Below are 15,605 nucleotides of genomic sequence, written 5' to 3' on the forward strand. Positions count from 1 at the left end.
CCGCCAGTCTTCCTGACGGACGCCGCCCCGGCTCAGCCGGGGCGGCGTAGTCGTGCGAATCTCTGGCGCGGAAAAGGGCAAGGAAAGGGCGGGGCGAGGCGAGCCTGCAGGACCGAGAGGGAGGCGCCCTCCGCTCCAGGCCATCGGAACCTTCGCCATGTCCTCGACCCCCAACCTGTCCTTGTTCGCCGATCCGGCCGCGGGCGACGCCGCCGCCAATATCCTCGCCGCCGCCCGGGCTCTGGCGGCGCATCTGGCGCGATCCCGTCCGCTCGACCGCAAACTCGTCGCCGCCATCATGACGACCGCCTTCGGCGGATCCGACGCCGAGGGCGCCTGGGCCTGGCGCGACGCCTATGACGCGATAGAGGCGGCGACGGTCCTGCAGGTCCGGCGTCTGGCGCCCCAGGTCGGCCGTCTGGAAGATGCGCCGGCGGAGATCACCGCCCTGCTGGCGGCCGTCTCGGCGCTCGGGCTGACCCACTCTCGGCGCAGCGAGGCGCAGGTCGCGTTCGATCAGTTCTCGACGCCGCCGCATCTGGCCGCGCTCGCCGTCCTGGCCGCCCAGGTGCGTCCCGGCGACCGCGTCCTGGAGCCCTCGGCCGGAACGGGCCTCATGGCCGCGGTCGCGGAGGCCTGCGGCGGGTTGCTGAGCCTGAACGAGCTCGCGACCGGTCGGGCCGACCTCCTCGACGGGCTCTTTGCGGGCACGGACCGGACGCGCCACGACGGACGCCATATCCATGACCTGTCCGCGGGCTCGGGCGAATTCGACGTGGCGGTGTGCAATCCGCCGTTCTCGAATCTGGCCGCCCACCTGACGGCGGCCCTGAAGGCCTTGGCCGACCATGGCCGGTTGGCCGCGATCGTCCCGCTGAATGCCCTGACGGACGCCGCGCTGCTTCGCCGCCTCTGCGAGGTCGGTGCCGTCGTGAGCCGCATCGCCTTGCCGTCCGGCGGTTTCGCCAAGCATGGGACCTCCGTTGAGACCGGTCTGCTGGTGATCGACCGCGCCGAAGGCCCCGCGGGCGCCGCGCCGCTCCAGAGCGCTGATGACCTGCAGAGCGCGGCGCGGATGACCGGGGCGATTTCGCCGCGGATCGGCGCCAGGCCGCGACCGCGCCTGCCGGTGACGATACACGCCCTGCTGGGACCACGCGCGCGAGGCCTGGCCTTGCCCTCGGGCCGACTGGCCTTTCTGGCAGGGGCCGTCCCCCTGACCTATGAGGTTCGCGCCTGGACGGGGGAGGGCCGCGATGTCGGGCTTTACCAGGCCCACGCCCTGGCGCGGATCGTTCTGCCCGAGCCCCGCCCGCATCCGTCGCCTCTGGTCGAGTCCGGGCCCATGGCCTCGGTGGCGCCGCCGGCGCCGACCTATCGACCGGTCCTCCCGCCGGCGATGCGCGACCAGGGCTGGATCTCGGACGCCCAGACCGAGATGGTCATCTACGCCGGCGAGGCCCACGGCGCGCATCTGCCGGGACGGTGGCGGCTCGACGACGCGCCCCACCAGATGGTGCTCGCGCGCCAGGACCAGGAGGACGCCGTCCAGCTGCGACGCGGCTTCTTCCTCGGCGACGGCACCGGCTGCGGCAAAGGCCGCCAGATCGCCGCCGTCATCGCCGACAACATGAGCCAGGGCCGGGTGCGCGCGCTGTGGCTGTCACGGAACGACGCTTTGCTGGAGGACGCGCGGCGCGATTGGGCGGCGATTGGCGGCGGCGCTCATGACATCGTGCCGCTGTCGAGCTGGAAACAGGGCGACGCCATCCGGCTCGACCGGGGGATTCTGTTCACGACCTATGCGACGCTTCGCCAACCGGCGCGGGGCGACCGCCAGTCGCGGCTGGACCAGATCATCGCCTGGCTCGGCGCGGATTTCGACGGCGTCATCGCCTTCGACGAGGCCCATGCGATGGCCAACGCCGCGGGCGGCGGCAAGGGCGCGCGCGGGACCAGGAAGGCGTCGCTGCAGGGGATGGCCGGTCTGGCGTTGCAGAACCGACTGCCCGATGCGCGGGTCCTCTATGTCTCGGCGACCGGCGCCACCACCGCCGAGAACCTGGCCTATGCCGCCCGGCTGGGTCTGTGGGGCGGGCCGGAGGCCCCCTTCATGTCGCGGGCGGATTTCCTGGAGGCCATGGACCGGGGCGGGGTGGCGGCGATGGAGCTGGTGGCGCGCGAACTCAAGGCGCTCGGCCTCTATGTGGCGCGGAGCCTGTCGTTCGAAGGGGTCGAATACCAGCCGCTCGTCCATCCCCTGACGTCCGACGACATCGCGATCTGGGACGCCTGGGCCGACGCCTTCCAGCTGATTCACGCCAATCTCGCTGAGGCCTTGAAGGCCGTCGGCGTCAACGACGAGACCGGCAAGGCCAAGAGCGGCCAGGCGGCCTCGGCGGCCCATTCCGCGTTCGAGGGCGCCAAGCTGCGCTTCTTCGGTCATCTTCTGGCGGGGCTCAAGGCGCCGAGCCTGGTGGCCTCGATCCGGGAGGATCTGGGTCACGATCGCTCCGCCGTGGTCCAGATCGTCTCGACCAATGAGGCGGTGATGGAGCGGCGGCTGGCGTCCGTCCCGCCGGAGGAATGGAACAACCTTTCGATCGATATGACCCCGCGCGAATACGTCCTCGACTATCTGCGCGAGGCATTCCCGATCCACCTGATGGAGGCGGTCGAGGGGGAGAGCGGCGAGGTCACCCTGGTTCCGGTCATGGACGGCGGTCGCCCGGCCGTCAGCCAGGAGGCGCTGGCCCGGCGCGAGAGCCTGATCGAACGGATGGCCTGCCTGCCCGCCGTGCCGGGGGTGCTCGACGCCCTGCTGGAGGCCCTCGGCGCGGACGCCGTCGCCGAGATCACCGGGCGGTCCCGGCGGGTGGTCGTGCGCGACGGACGCAGGCTTGTGGAACGACGCGGCGCCTCGGCGGCGCGCGCCGAGACCGACGCCTTCATGAGCGGCCGCAAGCGGGTGCTGATCTTCTCCGACGCCGGAGGCACCGGACGCAGCTATCACGCGGACCTGTCCGCGGCGAACCAGCAGCGACGGGTCCACTATCTGGTCGAACCGGGCTGGCGCGCCGACGCCGCCATCCAGGGGCTGGGCCGCAGCCACCGCACCCACCAGGCCTCGGCCCCGCTGTTTCGGCCGGTCACGACGGACATCCAGGGCGAAAAGCGCTTCACCTCGACCATCGCCCGCCGTCTGGACACGCTCGGCGCGTTGACGCGCGGCGAGCGCCGGACGGCCGGGGCGGGCCTCTTCCGGGCCGAGGACAATCTGGAAAGCCCATGGGCGCGCCGGGCCCTGCTGGTCTTCTATGGGGCCCTGGCTTTCGGAGAACTCGCTGCGATGACGCTCGAGACCTTCATGACCAAGACGGGTCTCAAGCTGCTCGACGCCGACGGCGGGCTCAAGCCGTCCGACGACCTGCCGCCGATCCACACCTTCCTCAACCGCCTGCTGGCGCTGAGGATCGCCGACCAGAACGCGTTGTTCGAGGACTTCGACCGCATTCTCTCGGGCATCCTCGAGCGCGCCGCCGCGTCGGGGGATCTGGACCGTGGACTTGAAGACATCGAGGCGGAGGAACTGGCGGTTCTGCACCAGGAAACCATCCGGACCGATGTCTCGACGGGCGCTGAAACCGCCCTGGTGACCTTCTCGCTCAGGGTTCGTCGCGACATCCTGCTCTCGCATGACGCGCTGGACCGGGCCGCCGACATCGCCCATCAGCTGATCGTCAACGCCAAATCCGGCCGGGCGGCGGTCGCCGAGCTCGGCCTGACCACCGCCACGGACGAGGACCGGCTGGTCGCCGCCGTTCGCCTGGTCCGGCCGGATGGGCGTCAGACCCTGCCAGAGAGGACCTTCGAGGAATCCGCCTGGAAGCCCGCGGCGACCGACGAATGGCGCCGCGTCTGGGATGAGGAGGTCGCGGGAACCGACCCCTGGCGGACGCGCGAGCTCACGCTCGCGACCGGTCTGCTGCTGCCGATCTGGGGCCGGCTGCCCGCGCGCGGCTGTTCGGTGCGTCGGGTCAGGGCGCCGGACGGCCGGCGCTGGCTGGGGCGTGTGCTGGACGAGGTCCAGGCACAAAGCCTCAAGGCCAGCCTCGGCCTGACCGATGTCGGCGAGGCCTGGTCGGACGGGGCAAGGACCGTCGCCACCTTGCTGGATCGCAACGTCCAGCTCTCGCTGGAGGGCGGCCTGTGGCTCAAGCGGTCGCGGGTCATGGACCGCTGGCGGATCGAGGTGGTCGGCGGGCGGACAGACCGGGACGCCCTGGTCGCGCTCGGGTGCTTCGTCGAGATCATCGCCTTTACGCCCCGGGTGTTCGCGCCGACGGACCGGTCGGAGGTGGTGGAGGCGGTGCTGCGCCGCCATCCCGTCCAGACCGTCCTCGACGGAGCGGCCGCCTGAGACATGCGCCGGACGGGGCGGAGGCCCCGTCCGGGCAGGAGAGGACGGAGGAAGGGAGGTCCCGGGTGAAGCGGCATCGGGGAGATCGGCTCCCCGGCGCTTCGGATCAACAGGAGACTGACATGCAGACCATGGTGTTCACCGGCCGGTTGGCGGCCGACCCCCAGATCAGCCCGGACTTCGCCAAGGCGGTGTTCCGGCTGCTCGAAAAGCGCGGCGTCGATGGCGCCGGCAAGGACCGGCTCGTCGGGGTCAACTGCGTCAGCTGGTCGAAGGGGCTGAACGAGAAGGTCATCGCCCGCGGACTTGCCCAAGGCTGCGAAGCCGTCGTCGTCGGCGCCTTCATCGACACGGCCTACGCCGCCAAGGACGGGACCGAACGCACCGCCAAGGAACTGGTGGTGAACAGGCTCACCGTCCTCGACTGGGCCGAGGCCCGCGACCCCGACACCGTCGACGCCCGCGAAACCGATCGCGTCGCCGCGTGATCCTCAACCGAATTTCATCCTCAGGAGACTGACCATGCAAACCCTCACCCTCGAAGGCTATCTGGCCGCCGACCCGTCCATCCTCTCGGCCCAGGGCTCGGGCAAGAAGCGCGCGAGCTTCCGGGTGCTGGAGACCACCCGCTTCCGGCGCGCCGATGGCACGCCGGGCGAGCGCACCACCGGCTTCAACTGCATCTGCTTCAACGAGGCGACGGCCGAGAAATATATCGAGGCCTTCGCCCGCAAGGGCAGCCGGGTCGTGATCCAGGGCCATGTCGAGAACGACACCTGGACCGGCAAGGACGGGGTCGAACACTACGATCTGCGTCTGATCGTTGGCGACATTCGTCTGAAGAACCGGCGTGACCGGCCGTCGGCGGATGATGGCGCCGCCGACCGGCAGGTGCAGGAGCCGGCGAGCGGGGACGATCTGAACGACGACATCCCGTTCTGATCTGGCGGCGATAGGCGGAGCGGCCCGGCGCGCGAGCGCCGGGCCGTTTCCATGGGAGTCGGAGAGCGAAGCGAGGGCGGACGCGGGCGAGCCGATTGGGCTCGCTGGCTTTGGAGTTGCCGCCATGACCGTCTCTGCCTGGACGGACGACCGCGTCGGTCGTCTCAAGACTCTCTGGATCGAAGGGCGCAGCGCGGCCGAAATCGCGCGCGATCTGGATCACGGTCTCACGCGAAGCGCGGTGTTGGGCAAGGTCCATCGCCTGGGTCTGTCGGCCGGGCGCCCGCCCGCCTCCAGGTGCGCACGTGCCGCTCCGGGTCCGGCCGCGCGCCGGTCCCCGCCCGCCAGGGCCGTTCCTGCGCCCCGCCCGGAGCCGTTGGGCCGAAGCGCGATGGATGCGCCTTCGCATGGAACGGCGACCATCCTGTCGGTGCGTCGACAAGACTGCCGCTGGCCCTATGGCGATCCCGGCGACCCCGGCTTCGCCCTGTGCGGCCGGAGGGTCGAGAGAGGGGCCTTCTGCGCCGCGCATGCCGAGATCGGATACCGCCCCCTCCGCCAGACCGCCGACGGTCTGATGGCGCTCGCGGGTCTGGTCTGAGACGCCGTGTTTCTGAATCCCCCTGTGCGGCGCCATCACGGCGGTCTCGATCCGAGGCCGCCGTTGGTCTGTGTCCGGCGCCCGCGCCGGGAGGCGCGGAGGCGCGGAGGAGCGTGACGAGCCGGGGCGTTCGGTCCGTCGGCGGCGGCGTGGCCTTCCTCGAGCGAGCGTTGGATACCAGGGGGGCGACGGCGCACCGTCGCCGGCGACCGGTCGTGATGTCCTTTCGTCCGTATCGGCGCGACGGCGCCGAGTTGTGTCCTCGCCCGAAGGCGGGCGAGGACTTGCCCCCACACAACGCCCTCCGATTTTGTCACAGCACCCCGGAAGTCAACGGCTGCGCCGTTCCCCTGCGCGACCCGCAAGAGGCGGGCCGCTCCGGTGACTGCCGGGGACCCCGCTGTGGCCAAAACCGGGGTCGTTGCGCATGGGGCGCTTCGACATTTCAGAAACGGAATGACCCGATGCAAACCTTCAGCTCACCCTTCTCCGCCAAATCCGACTCCGCCTTCGACGACCTGTCCGCCTCGCTCGGCGATCCGCGTCCGCATCCGACAGAGGACGCCCTGGTTCAGCTCGGGCGCGCCCTCATGACCGAGTTGCTGGACGTGATCTCCGACACCGCGCTCGACGACTTCCAGACCATCCTCGGCGAAGCCCTGATCGGCGCCTTTCACTCGGCGGCGGGACGGATCGAACGGGACGCCGACAGGGCGCGCGATACGATGCGCCGCCTCGACCGCGATTTCGACGGATCGGAGGCGGTCGACACCGAACTGCAGGAGGCGACGGCCAGGGCCCGGGCCGGGGACACCGCGACCCAGGCGACGGAGCTGATCCGGGATGCGGCCGCGGAAACCTGGACGGTCGCGACCGGCGAGGTCTGGACGGCCTGGCGCGGCAGCCGGCGCGGTTCGTATCTGACGGCGGCGCAGCTGGAAGCCAAGCAGGCGATCCGGGCGATCCGCAGCCGGCGAGCGGGAGACGCCGATCCGGGCGGTCCGGTGATCGCCTTTCGGGGGGCGCCGACCGCCGACACCCTGGACGACGCGGGCCGGATCTTCGATGCCCTGAACTGGGCCTTGCAGGAGTGGCCGGACATGGCGCTCGCGACGACCGGGGCGAAGGGCTCCGAGAAGCTGGCCATCAAATGGTCGAAGCAGAAGGGGGTGAAGCTCATCCTCGCCCGGGCGGATTTCGACACGCACGGAAAGGCCGCCCCGTTCCGGGCCAACGACGAGCTGATCGCGCTTGAGCCTGCCTGCTGCCTCACCCTGGTCCACTCGCTGGATCGGGCGAGGGCGGAGGCCCAGCGGCCGTTCGGACCCGCGCTCAACTTCGGACAGAAGGCGATGGAATCCGGGTTGCGGCACGTCCCCATCAAGGCGCGCGCGGCCTGATCGACACCCTGCTCCTCAACGACCCGCTCGGCTTCGGCCGGGCGGGTTTTTGTTTGTCATCCGGGGGCGTCCGGCGATCGATGATGGCGCGATCGGTCTTCGGCCGGAGCGAACCAGGCGGGTGTTGATGCGGCTTGATCTGATGCGCGTGGGTATGACGGCGATGTCCGGGAATCTGGGAAAAGGACTGGAGGGCAAGATAAAAGGGTGTGTCGGGCGGGTCTCGTTTCTCTTATACTTTCAGCCTCTTGGGAGCCGTCGTTTTCGGTCGAGATGACTTGGAATGAGTTGTCGGCCGCCGGCGTCCGGGTGACGGGATTGGAGCCATCGTCATGCTCATTCGCGAGGCCATGGAGACCCGGTTGTCGGCGGGCGGCGCCGATGCGCGGCAGGACGTCAACATCCGGCTTCCCCTGCGCCTGAAGGTCGAGCGCGACCCCGTCCGCACCGGGATGATGAAGCGTCTGGCCAGCTCCCGGATGTTCGCCCTCGGAGATCGAACGGGGGTGCTCCGCGCGGCCCAGAACCGGTCGGGCCGCGCCTTTCGCCTGGATGTCCGCCAGCGGGTCATCGTCAAGGCCATGGTGTCTCGCCACATGGGCAAGGGCGCCGACCGGGCGGCGGCCCTGGCCTCGCATGTCGCCTACCTGGGCCGAGCCGGCGCCGGGATCGAGGGTGAGAGGCCGGAGTTCTTCGACCGCGAAGGGGAGGGGTCGGAGCTGACCGCCGTCACGAAGGCATGGAGCGGGGACCGGCACCATTTTCGCTTCATCGTCTCGCCCGAGCACGGGGACCGGATCGACGACATGAAAGCCTATGTGCGCGAGGTCATGGGGCGGGTGTCGGCCGATCTCGGCGAACCCGGACTGACCTGGATCGCGACCTGCCATTACGACACCGACCAGCCGCACGCCCATGTCCTGGTGCGCGGGCGGCGCGCCGACGGTCGCGACCTGGTCATTCCGCGCGACTACATGGGCTACGGCTTCCGGGCGCGGGCCCAGGAGGTCGCGCAGGAGCGGCTGGGCGACCTGTCGCGGGTGGACGCCGAGAAGCGGGTCTGGCGCGAGACCACGGCGGATCGGTTCACAGCCTTCGACCGCCGGCTGCTGGGGGCGATGGGCGCCGATAGTCTGGTCGATGACGGCGTCGGCGGGACGGACGCCTGGACGGCGCTCACGCGCGGTCGGCTGCGCCATCTCGAGGGGCTTGGGCTCGCCGTTCGGACGGGGCGGCGCTACCGGCTCGACGGGGAGATGGAGACGAAACTCCGGACGCTTCAGGTGCGGAGGGATGTCATCCGGACGCTGAACCAGCGGCGGCTCGAGGGGGGCAAGGACGTGCGGCCGTTAGGGGCGCGGCGGGTGCGAGGGGTCGTGGTGAAGACGGGGTTTCACGACGAGGCGGGGACGGCGTCCTTCGTGGTGGTGAGGGACGTGGGCGGGGTCGAACACTATGCGCGGGTACGGGCGGGGGAGGCCGTGAGGATGGGGAGCAGAGTTGCGCTGGAGCCGATGCCTAGCGGCTTGGCTCGGATCACGGCGGGGCGGGGCGGCGAACTTGGTCGGTGACCGCCTTTGACGGTGGGCTCACCCGGTGAACGCAACACGCTAACTTTTCTTCGGAGATGGAGCGTGGGCGATGAAGCAGCGGCGGAAATTTACTATTCGGCGGCCCAGCGGGCTGAAACATGGGACCGCTGGAAGGCCGGCGAGTCGATGAGTTCGATCGGGCGGCAGTCGGTCGAACTCCTGCCTATGAGTCTGCGGCGTGTCACGGAGTAGCTGAGCATCATCCACCGCGTTGGTGTCAGCGGCCATGGCCCGCATGTGGCTCAGGCGCGGGGGTAGAGGCGCACGCGATCGGCGTCGAGCGCCACGCGGATCGCCTCGCCGATGGAGGGAGGCGAACCCGTTGTCCGCAGCCTTAGGGTCTGGCCCGCAGCGTGGACTTTTACCTCGATGAAGGGGCCGCCGAACGCCACGTCGACCACGGTCGCGGCCGCGCCCTCCGTCGACACGAAGGCGTCGCCGGGGCGGATCATAACCCAAGCGGGGCCGTCGGGCGCGCCCGGCGCGGGCATGGGGCCGAAGGCCGTCGTCGCCATGCCCGCCCGGACCTCGGCCGCCAGCAGCTCGGCCTCGCCCAGCAGGCGGGCGGCGGCCGGCGAGACGGGTTGCAGATAGGCCTCTTCCGGCGCGCCGGTCTGCAGGATGCGGCCCTTGTCCATCAGCGCGAGGTCGTCGGCCATCAGCAGGGCCTCCTCGGCGTCGTGGGTGACCATCAGCACGGCCGCGCCTGCTGCGCGCAGGGCGCCCATCAGCGTCTGGCGCACCTCGGACTTCAGGTGACGGTCGAGCCCTGAGAAGGGCTCGTCCAACAGGACGGTGTGCGGCCGCCGCGCCAGGGCGCGCACCAGGGCCACGCGCTGCTGCTCGCCGCCCGACAGCATGTGCGGCCAGGCGTCGGCGCGGTCGGCCAAGTGCACGGTGTCCAGCCACTCCAGGGCGGTGCGGCGGCGCTCGGCGCGCGGCCGGTCCTTCAGCCCGAAGGCGACGTTGTCGGCGACGCTGAGGTGCGGGAACAGGGCGTAGTCCTGAAACACCAGCCCCACGCCGCGCGCCTCGGGCGGGGTCGAGCGCGCGGCGTCGGCGAGCAGCTGACCCTCGGCATGGATGCTCCCGCCGTCCATCGGCTCCAGCCCGGCGATCATCCGCAGCAGGGTGCTCTTGCCGCAGCCCGACGCGCCGAGCAGGGCGGTGATGCGGCCCCCGCGCAGGTCCAGGTCGACGCCATCGACGGCGAGGCGGGCGCCGAAGCGGCGGGTGGCGCCGCGGACAGTCAGGGCTGGCGCGGTCATGGGCGGGCTCCGGGGCGGGAGGCGGCGATCTTGCGGGTCAGCCAGATCACGCCGGGCAGGGCCAGCACGATGATCATCAGCGACGGCCAGCCCGCTTGCGGCAACCGCTCGTCGTTGGCGTAGTTGGAGGCCAGCACCGCCAGGGTGTCGAAATCGAAGGGCCGCAGGATCAGCGTGGCCGGCAACTCCTTCAGCACGTCAATGAAGACGATCAGGGCGGCGGTCAGCAGGGCGCCGCGCGCAATGGGCAATTGCACCGCCAGCGCCGCTCCCGTCTCGCTGCGGCCCAGGCTGCGGGCGGCGCCGATCATGGCGGGGGTGACCTTGGAGAAGCCGGCTTCGATCGGTTCGAGCGCCGCCGCCATCAGGCGCGCGGCATAGGCGTAGGTCAGCAGCGCCACCCCGAGACCGATACCCGAGGTCGCGCCGGGCGACAGCTGCCACAGCACGGCGGCGGGGGCCAGCAGGCCGATGGCCATCACGGCGCCCGGCGTGGCGTACCCCAGGCTGGCGATCCGGGCGGTGAGCGGAAGCCGTGCGGCCCCCAGCGCCAGCAGCGTCGCCAAAAACACGGTTGCGCCCGCGCCCAGCCCGCCCATGCCCAGCGTCCGAACGCCCGCCGCCAGCAGCCGCGCCCAGTCCGGCGTGATCTCCAGCGACCGCATCAGCAGGAAGCCGACCGGCAGGATCAGGGCGAGGGTCAGGATCGTCAGGCAGAAGCCCGCGGCCGCGACGGCGCGCCAGCCCGTCAGGGTCTCGGATTGCAACGGACGATAGCGCGCGTGGGCGCTCTCATAGCCCCGGCCCCTGCGGCCCCACCGCTCCAGCCACAGCAGAACCGCCGCCGTCGCCAGAAGGGGCAGGGCGAACCGCGCCGCCGAGGCGGGCGAGCCATAGACCGACCACGCCCGCACCACGCCCGTGGTCAGGGTCTGGACACTGAGGAACTGCACCGCGCCATAGTCGGCCAGCGTCTCCATCACGGCCAGGGCCATGCCGGCGGCCAGGGCGGGCCGGGCCAGGGGCAGAGCGATCTGGAGGAAGGCTTGCCGCGCCGAACAGCCCAGGGTGCGCGCCGCCTCCAGCGGATGCACCGACTGGTTCAGGAAGGCGGCGCGCATGGCCAGGAAGACATAAGGATAGAAGGCGCAGGTCAGGACAAAAATCGCCCCCGGAACCGATCGCATCTGGAACGGCAGGTCCCAGCCGAGGCTCGGCCGCATCCACATCCGCAAGGGGCCTGCCACGTCGAACAACTGGGCATAGGCGTAGGCCAGGGCGAAGGCAGGCGCGGCCAGCGGCAGGGCCAGGGCCCAGGCAAAGACGTCCCGCCCCGGAAAGCGGTGCATGGCCGTCAGCCAGGCCGCCAGGGTTCCGACGATCGCCGTCGCCGCCACCACCCCCAGGGCCAACACGCCCGAGGTCAGGGCGTAGCGCGCCACGTCGCGTCCGGCGATGTCGGCCAGGCCCGGCTGCATCGCCGCCCAGACCACGCCCGCCAGCGGCGCCAGGGCGACCACGGCCGCGCCGATGGCCATCAGGCGCAACGGCGAAGACCCGCCGCGTCGCGCGCGGCGGGTCTTCGGATTCTGGCTGGTCGGGACCGTGGTTATCGCCAGCCCGCAGCGCTGATCATCGACTGGGCCTGGGCCTGATGCACGCCATAGCGGGCAACGGACATCGGGTGGGCCTGGAAGTCGGCGTAGGGGGCGACCGTTGCGGCCGGAGCGGCGTCGGCGACGGCCGGATACTCGTAATTGTACTGGGACACGATGGCCTGGGCTTCCGGCGAGGCCAGGAATTCCAGGAATTTCACCGCGTTCTCGCGGTTCGGCGCATGGGCCGCGACGCCGCCGCCCGAGATGTTGACGTGCGAGCCCTGGCCGTCCAGCGACGGGAAGCCGAGTTTCAGCTTCTGGGCGATCTCGCGGTCGCCGGCGTCATCGCCCGCGGCCATGCGGATGAAGTAGTAGCTGTTGGTCAGGGCCACTTCGCAGACCCCGGCCGCCACGGCGCGGATCTGGTCGCGGTCGCCGCCTTCGGGCGGGCGAGCCATGTTGGCGGTGACGCCTTCGACCCACTGTTTGGCGCGCTCAGGCCCCCAGGACTCGATCAGGGCGCCGACCAGCGACAGGTTGTAAACGCTGTCGCCCGAGCGGACGCACATCTTGCCCTTGAAGCGGGGCGTGGCCAGCTTGGCGTAGTCGTCGATCTCTTCCGGCTTCACCTTGGCGGGGTCATAGGCGACCACGCGAGCGCGGCGCGAGAAGCCAAACCATTGGCCGTCCGGCGCGCGCAGGTTGGCGGGAATGACCTGGTTCAGCGTCTCCGAGTTCGTCGCCTGGAGCAGGCCCGCATCCTGGGCGCGCCACAGGGCGCCCGCGTCGGCGGCCACGAAGACGTCGGCCGGGCTGTTGGCGCCCTCGGCCTTCATGCGCGCGATTAGTTCGTCGGGCTTGCCCTCGATGCGCTTGATCTCGATGCCGGTCTTCTCGGCGAACAGATCATAGAGCTTCTGGTCCGCGTCATAGTGGCGGGCGGTGTAGAGGTTCAGCGTCCCGCCTTCGCCGCCATTCTCGGCGGCGCCTTCCTTCTTGCCGCAGCCGGCGAGCGCCAGGGCGCTCACGGCGACGACGACGGCGAGCGTGGCTATTCGACGGTCCATGGCGTCTCTCCAGGCAAAAACAGCTGGCGGTAGTTCTATTGAGAACGTTTCTCAATATCCAAGGCGTCGGTCGCGACGTCTGGCCGCAGCGTCTTTGGACGATGTCGTGGAGGGCGACCCTTGGCGGTGGGGTGGATGCAGCGACCGACTTGCGGAGACCGACAACGGGACGTGCCCACATCAGGCGGGCGCGCGTCGGCGGTCCGCGCGGAAAGGCCCTAGATTTCTGCGGTGGTGAACAAGGCCGTGAACCGGTCGCGGGCGCGGGCCTCGTCGTAGATCAGCTCGGCCTGGGTCGGCGGGTTGAGGAGGTAGAACATCGTCACCGGCATGGGATCGGCGCGATCCCGCCGCCACAAACTTAGGCCTTCGCGGCTCTCCAGCAGCGTCCACCGCCCCGGTTCGTTTGGATGCCCCTTTGCTCTCATGCCCGCTATCTATTCGATAGTGCGGGGCCCAGCCAGAGGCGCGGCTCACCTGGCTACGATCGCGCGTGGACGATCGGCGTCGCGGGCGCCGATCTCCTCGACGCCCCTCGGCACCTACGCCATCGACAACGGACGTTCGATTGCAGACAACTACTCGAGCAGCCGTGCCGGAGCCACATTGAGCGCAGTCGCCAATCGCCCCAAGGCGCGAACCGTAGGGTTCCGCGTGCCACGCTCCAAGTCACTCAAGTAGGTTCGCTTCATACCAGCACGAAATGCCAGCTCTTCTTGCGACAACCCCGCTTCGTCTCGCAACGCGCGCACGTTCTTCCCAAAGAGGATGACGACGTCCATCCTCGCTAATGGCCAGCACGCCGCGCCGAGCGCCGCCCACCAATCGTGTCATTTTTATCGACAGCAGTAAGTTTCTGCGCCCGCCAAGGGAGGGCGGAAGCCTTAGTCCTCTAAGAGTTGCCTCGGATGAACCTTCAGCGCTTGCGCCAGCCGGTCCATTGCCCGAACTGTTGGGTTGCGCGTTCCTCGCTCTAAGTCGCTGAGATAGCTGCGCTTCATTCCAGCGCGGAAGGCGAGCTCCTCCTGCGACAGTCCGGCTTCGGTCCGGAGATGTCGCACACGCTTCCCGAGCCGAATGACAACGTCCATCCCCGGATGGAAGGCTGTTGCTGCCCTTTTCGCTGTCCACCAATCGTGTCATTTTGGCTTGGCGGTTGATTTGTTTTCACACGTAGAAGGCTGGCATTGCGGTGTCTCAGACTGATGAGCTGCCTAGTCACAAGTGGGACCTCATAACGCTGCATGCCCGCTACGCTGAATGGTTCAAAAGTCGGCTCGTCAAACGATATGGTCCCCAAGACGCAGAAGACCTGATTCAGGAGACGTGGCTCCGTCTATCCAGCCATCGCCCAGAGGCAGAGATCCGGCATCCGCGTGCGTTTCTGCTCCGAGTTGCCGCCAACTTGGCTGCTGATCGATCAGCACGGCGAAGCAAGCGCTCGCAGTATCTGGAGCAGTCTGGCGTCTTTGGTGATCATTGGAGCGTCCTGCCCACTCAGACCGAGGGATTGCTGGTCAAGGAGCTCATACTCGGCTTGCCAGAACCCCTTCGTGACCGTATCGTGGTCGGCGAGATGCGCGACGGCGCCTCCGCCCTGGAGACGTTGAAGAGCTGGAACACCGGCCATCCGGGCGGGCTGTCGACCCTGCACGCCAACTCCGCGGAAGACGCGCTGCGCCGGATCGAGGACCTCGCTCTGGAGGTCGTCGCGGCTCCGCCGAGGCGAACTATAGGCCAGGCGGTCGATCTGATCGCCCATATCCGCCGGACGAAGGACGGGCGGCGGCTCGATGCGGTGATCGCCGTGAACGGCGTGTCGGGCGAGGGCTACGACGTCGTCGCCGTCGCCTGAGCCGCAATGGAATAAGTCGGCTTCGCGGCGAAGCGAATTTCGTAAAGCTTTTCAGAAGATTGTGATGCCGATGCTTGAGTTGTTCCGACTTGATTTTGGCTTCGATGGGAGACTTGCTTCAAGTCATCATCTGACTTGGTATGAGTTGTAATGTAGTCGCCGATAAGTCGTGTATTTATTGGATATTTTACTGTTGACAAGACTGGGTTGGGTTTGCTTGCAATGAGTCGCGGCGCGGTGAAACGCGCTGAACACAAAGGAAGCAAACCATGCGACGGAGACTTGGGCGCCGCCTGTTCGGCGCGATGACGACCTGCGGCCTGTTGTTGGCCGGACCCGCCCTGGCCGGCGGCTCGGGCATGCCCTGGGAAGGGCCGCTGCAGCAGGTCGTCCAATCCATCACCGGGCCCGTGGTCCAGGCCGCCGCGGTCGTGGCCGTGGTCATCTTCGGCGCCGGCATCGCCATGAGCGAGAACGGCTCGTCGATGCGCCGGGGCCTGGGCATCATGTTCGGCCTGTCGATCGCCTTCGCAGCCTCGACCTTCTTTCTGGACTTCTTCGGCTTCGCCGGCGGGGCGGAGATCGGGTGATGGCCGAGATGCGTCCCGACGGCTGGGATCTCCCGGTCGCCCAGGCCCTGGCCGAACCGGTCCTGATGGCCGGCATGCCCCGCGACTATGCGATCGCCATGGGCACCATCGCCGTGGTGCTGGGCCTGGCGCTCAGGATCTGGTGGCTCGGCCTGCTGTGGTGGGCGGTCGCCCACGCGATTGGTCTGTGGGCCGCCCGGTCGGACCGCCGGTTCTTCGATGTCCTGCGCCGCCATCTGGCGACGCCCGGACACCTGGACGGGTGAGGGCGC

15 protein-coding genes and 1 pseudogene are annotated in these 15,605 nt (G+C 69.4%); 10 read left to right on the top strand and 6 right to left on the bottom strand.

The window, feature by feature from the left end; genetic code table 11:
* Positions 1-157 precede the first annotated feature (157 nt).
* The 6 genes from AC3ISA_RS14795 (at position 158) to AC3ISA_RS14820 (ending at position 8,934) form a co-directional block, all read left to right on the top strand.
* Positions 158-4,420 carry a strawberry notch-like NTP hydrolase domain-containing protein gene (locus AC3ISA_RS14795; protein WP_489178474.1) on the top strand — a complete coding sequence of 1,421 codons (4,263 nt, stop codon included), beginning with the start codon at positions 158-160 and terminating at the stop codon, positions 4,418-4,420.
* A 122-nt stretch (positions 4,421-4,542) separates the two neighbouring features.
* Entirely contained in the window at positions 4,543-4,908 is a 366-nt protein-coding gene (locus tag AC3ISA_RS14800; RefSeq protein ID WP_489178475.1) for a single-stranded DNA-binding protein, read from the top strand.
* Positions 4,909-4,942: 34 nt separating this feature from the next.
* Entirely contained in the window at positions 4,943-5,362 is a 420-nt protein-coding gene (locus tag AC3ISA_RS14805; protein WP_489178476.1) for a single-stranded DNA-binding protein, read from the top strand.
* A 124-nt stretch (positions 5,363-5,486) separates the two neighbouring features.
* Entirely contained in the window at positions 5,487-5,963 is a 477-nt protein-coding gene (locus AC3ISA_RS14810; protein ID WP_489178477.1) for a GcrA family cell cycle regulator, read from the top strand.
* Between the two features lie 464 nt (positions 5,964-6,427).
* Positions 6,428-7,363, top strand: coding sequence for a DUF2493 domain-containing protein (locus AC3ISA_RS14815; protein ID WP_489178478.1), 936 nt, complete (start codon positions 6,428-6,430; stop codon positions 7,361-7,363).
* A 332-nt stretch (positions 7,364-7,695) separates the two neighbouring features.
* A complete protein-coding gene (locus AC3ISA_RS14820; RefSeq protein ID WP_489178479.1) occupies positions 7,696-8,934 on the top strand; it encodes a DUF3363 domain-containing protein in 1,239 nt (412 codons plus the stop codon).
* Between the two features lie 263 nt (positions 8,935-9,197).
* Here the strand turns inward: AC3ISA_RS14820 and AC3ISA_RS14825 are convergent, their stop codons facing one another.
* The 6 genes from AC3ISA_RS14825 to AC3ISA_RS14850 form a co-directional block, all read right to left on the bottom strand.
* Positions 9,198-10,223, bottom strand: coding sequence for an ABC transporter ATP-binding protein (locus AC3ISA_RS14825; RefSeq protein WP_489178480.1), 1,026 nt, complete (start codon positions 10,221-10,223; stop codon positions 9,198-9,200).
* Complete coding sequence (locus AC3ISA_RS14830) at positions 10,220-11,761, bottom strand: ABC transporter permease (RefSeq protein ID WP_489180120.1); 1,542 nt, start codon at positions 11,759-11,761, stop codon at positions 10,220-10,222. The genes AC3ISA_RS14825 and AC3ISA_RS14830 overlap by 4 nt, the downstream gene beginning before the upstream one ends.
* A 71-nt stretch (positions 11,762-11,832) precedes the next feature.
* A complete protein-coding gene (locus AC3ISA_RS14835; RefSeq protein WP_489178481.1) occupies positions 11,833-12,888 on the bottom strand; it encodes an extracellular solute-binding protein in 1,056 nt (351 codons plus the stop codon).
* A gap of 218 nt (positions 12,889-13,106) precedes the next feature.
* The gene (locus AC3ISA_RS14840) at positions 13,107-13,316 is read right to left on the bottom strand and encodes a hypothetical protein (RefSeq protein WP_489178482.1); all 210 of its coding nucleotides are present in this window, start codon (positions 13,314-13,316) and stop codon (positions 13,107-13,109) included.
* 150 nt (positions 13,317-13,466) lie between these two features.
* Complete coding sequence (locus AC3ISA_RS14845) at positions 13,467-13,670, bottom strand: helix-turn-helix domain-containing protein (protein ID WP_154726486.1); 204 nt, start codon at positions 13,668-13,670, stop codon at positions 13,467-13,469.
* A 102-nt stretch (positions 13,671-13,772) separates the two neighbouring features.
* Positions 13,773-13,979, bottom strand: coding sequence for a helix-turn-helix domain-containing protein (locus AC3ISA_RS14850; protein ID WP_154726487.1), 207 nt, complete (start codon positions 13,977-13,979; stop codon positions 13,773-13,775).
* A gap of 101 nt (positions 13,980-14,080) precedes the next feature.
* On the opposite strand from AC3ISA_RS14850, the pseudogene AC3ISA_RS14855 reads away from it, so the two are divergent.
* The 4 genes and pseudogenes from AC3ISA_RS14855 to AC3ISA_RS14870 all read left to right on the top strand — a co-directional run.
* Positions 14,081-14,314 (top strand): annotated as a pseudogene (locus AC3ISA_RS14855) (sigma factor); the annotation flags it as partial.
* 111 nt (positions 14,315-14,425) lie between these two features.
* Positions 14,426-14,743, top strand: a complete 318-nt coding sequence (locus tag AC3ISA_RS14860) for an ATPase, T2SS/T4P/T4SS family (protein WP_489180121.1) — start codon at positions 14,426-14,428, stop codon at positions 14,741-14,743.
* Positions 14,744-15,012: 269 nt separating this feature from the next.
* Positions 15,013-15,333, top strand: a complete 321-nt coding sequence (locus tag AC3ISA_RS14865) for a TrbC/VirB2 family type IV secretion system protein (protein WP_154726497.1) — start codon at positions 15,013-15,015, stop codon at positions 15,331-15,333.
* Positions 15,333-15,599, top strand: coding sequence for a VirB3 family type IV secretion system protein (locus tag AC3ISA_RS14870; protein WP_154726498.1), 267 nt, complete (start codon positions 15,333-15,335; stop codon positions 15,597-15,599). The genes AC3ISA_RS14865 and AC3ISA_RS14870 overlap by 1 nt, the downstream gene beginning before the upstream one ends.
* The last annotated feature ends 6 nt before the right edge of the window (positions 15,600-15,605 follow it).

This window comes from Brevundimonas sp. KH_058 (assembly GCF_057838505.1).

Bases quoted from the DNA above. Each gene is read 5' to 3' on its own strand.
- AC3ISA_RS14795 (WP_489178474.1), top strand. From the start codon at position 158: ATGTCCTCGACCCCCAACCTGTCCTTGTTCGCCGATCCGGCCGCGGGC.
- AC3ISA_RS14800 (WP_489178475.1), top strand. From the start codon at position 4,543: ATGCAGACCATGGTGTTCACCGGCCGGTTGGCGGCCGACCCCCAGATC.
- AC3ISA_RS14805 (WP_489178476.1), top strand. From the start codon at position 4,943: ATGCAAACCCTCACCCTCGAAGGCTATCTGGCCGCCGACCCGTCCATC.
- AC3ISA_RS14810 (WP_489178477.1), top strand. From the start codon at position 5,487: ATGACCGTCTCTGCCTGGACGGACGACCGCGTCGGTCGTCTCAAGACT.
- AC3ISA_RS14815 (WP_489178478.1), top strand. From the start codon at position 6,428: ATGCAAACCTTCAGCTCACCCTTCTCCGCCAAATCCGACTCCGCCTTC.
- AC3ISA_RS14820 (WP_489178479.1), top strand. From the start codon at position 7,696: ATGCTCATTCGCGAGGCCATGGAGACCCGGTTGTCGGCGGGCGGCGCC.
- AC3ISA_RS14825 (WP_489178480.1), bottom strand. From the start codon at position 10,223: ATGACCGCGCCAGCCCTGACTGTCCGCGGCGCCACCCGCCGCTTCGGC.
- AC3ISA_RS14830 (WP_489180120.1), bottom strand. From the start codon at position 11,761: ATGGCCATCGGCGCGGCCGTGGTCGCCCTGGCGCCGCTGGCGGGCGTG.
- AC3ISA_RS14835 (WP_489178481.1), bottom strand. From the start codon at position 12,888: ATGGACCGTCGAATAGCCACGCTCGCCGTCGTCGTCGCCGTGAGCGCC.
- AC3ISA_RS14840 (WP_489178482.1), bottom strand. From the start codon at position 13,316: ATGAGAGCAAAGGGGCATCCAAACGAACCGGGGCGGTGGACGCTGCTG.
- AC3ISA_RS14845 (WP_154726486.1), bottom strand. From the start codon at position 13,670: ATGGACGTCGTCATCCTCTTTGGGAAGAACGTGCGCGCGTTGCGAGAC.
- AC3ISA_RS14850 (WP_154726487.1), bottom strand. From the start codon at position 13,979: ATGGACGTTGTCATTCGGCTCGGGAAGCGTGTGCGACATCTCCGGACC.
- AC3ISA_RS14865 (WP_154726497.1), top strand. From the start codon at position 15,013: ATGCGACGGAGACTTGGGCGCCGCCTGTTCGGCGCGATGACGACCTGC.
- AC3ISA_RS14870 (WP_154726498.1), top strand. From the start codon at position 15,333: ATGGCCGAGATGCGTCCCGACGGCTGGGATCTCCCGGTCGCCCAGGCC.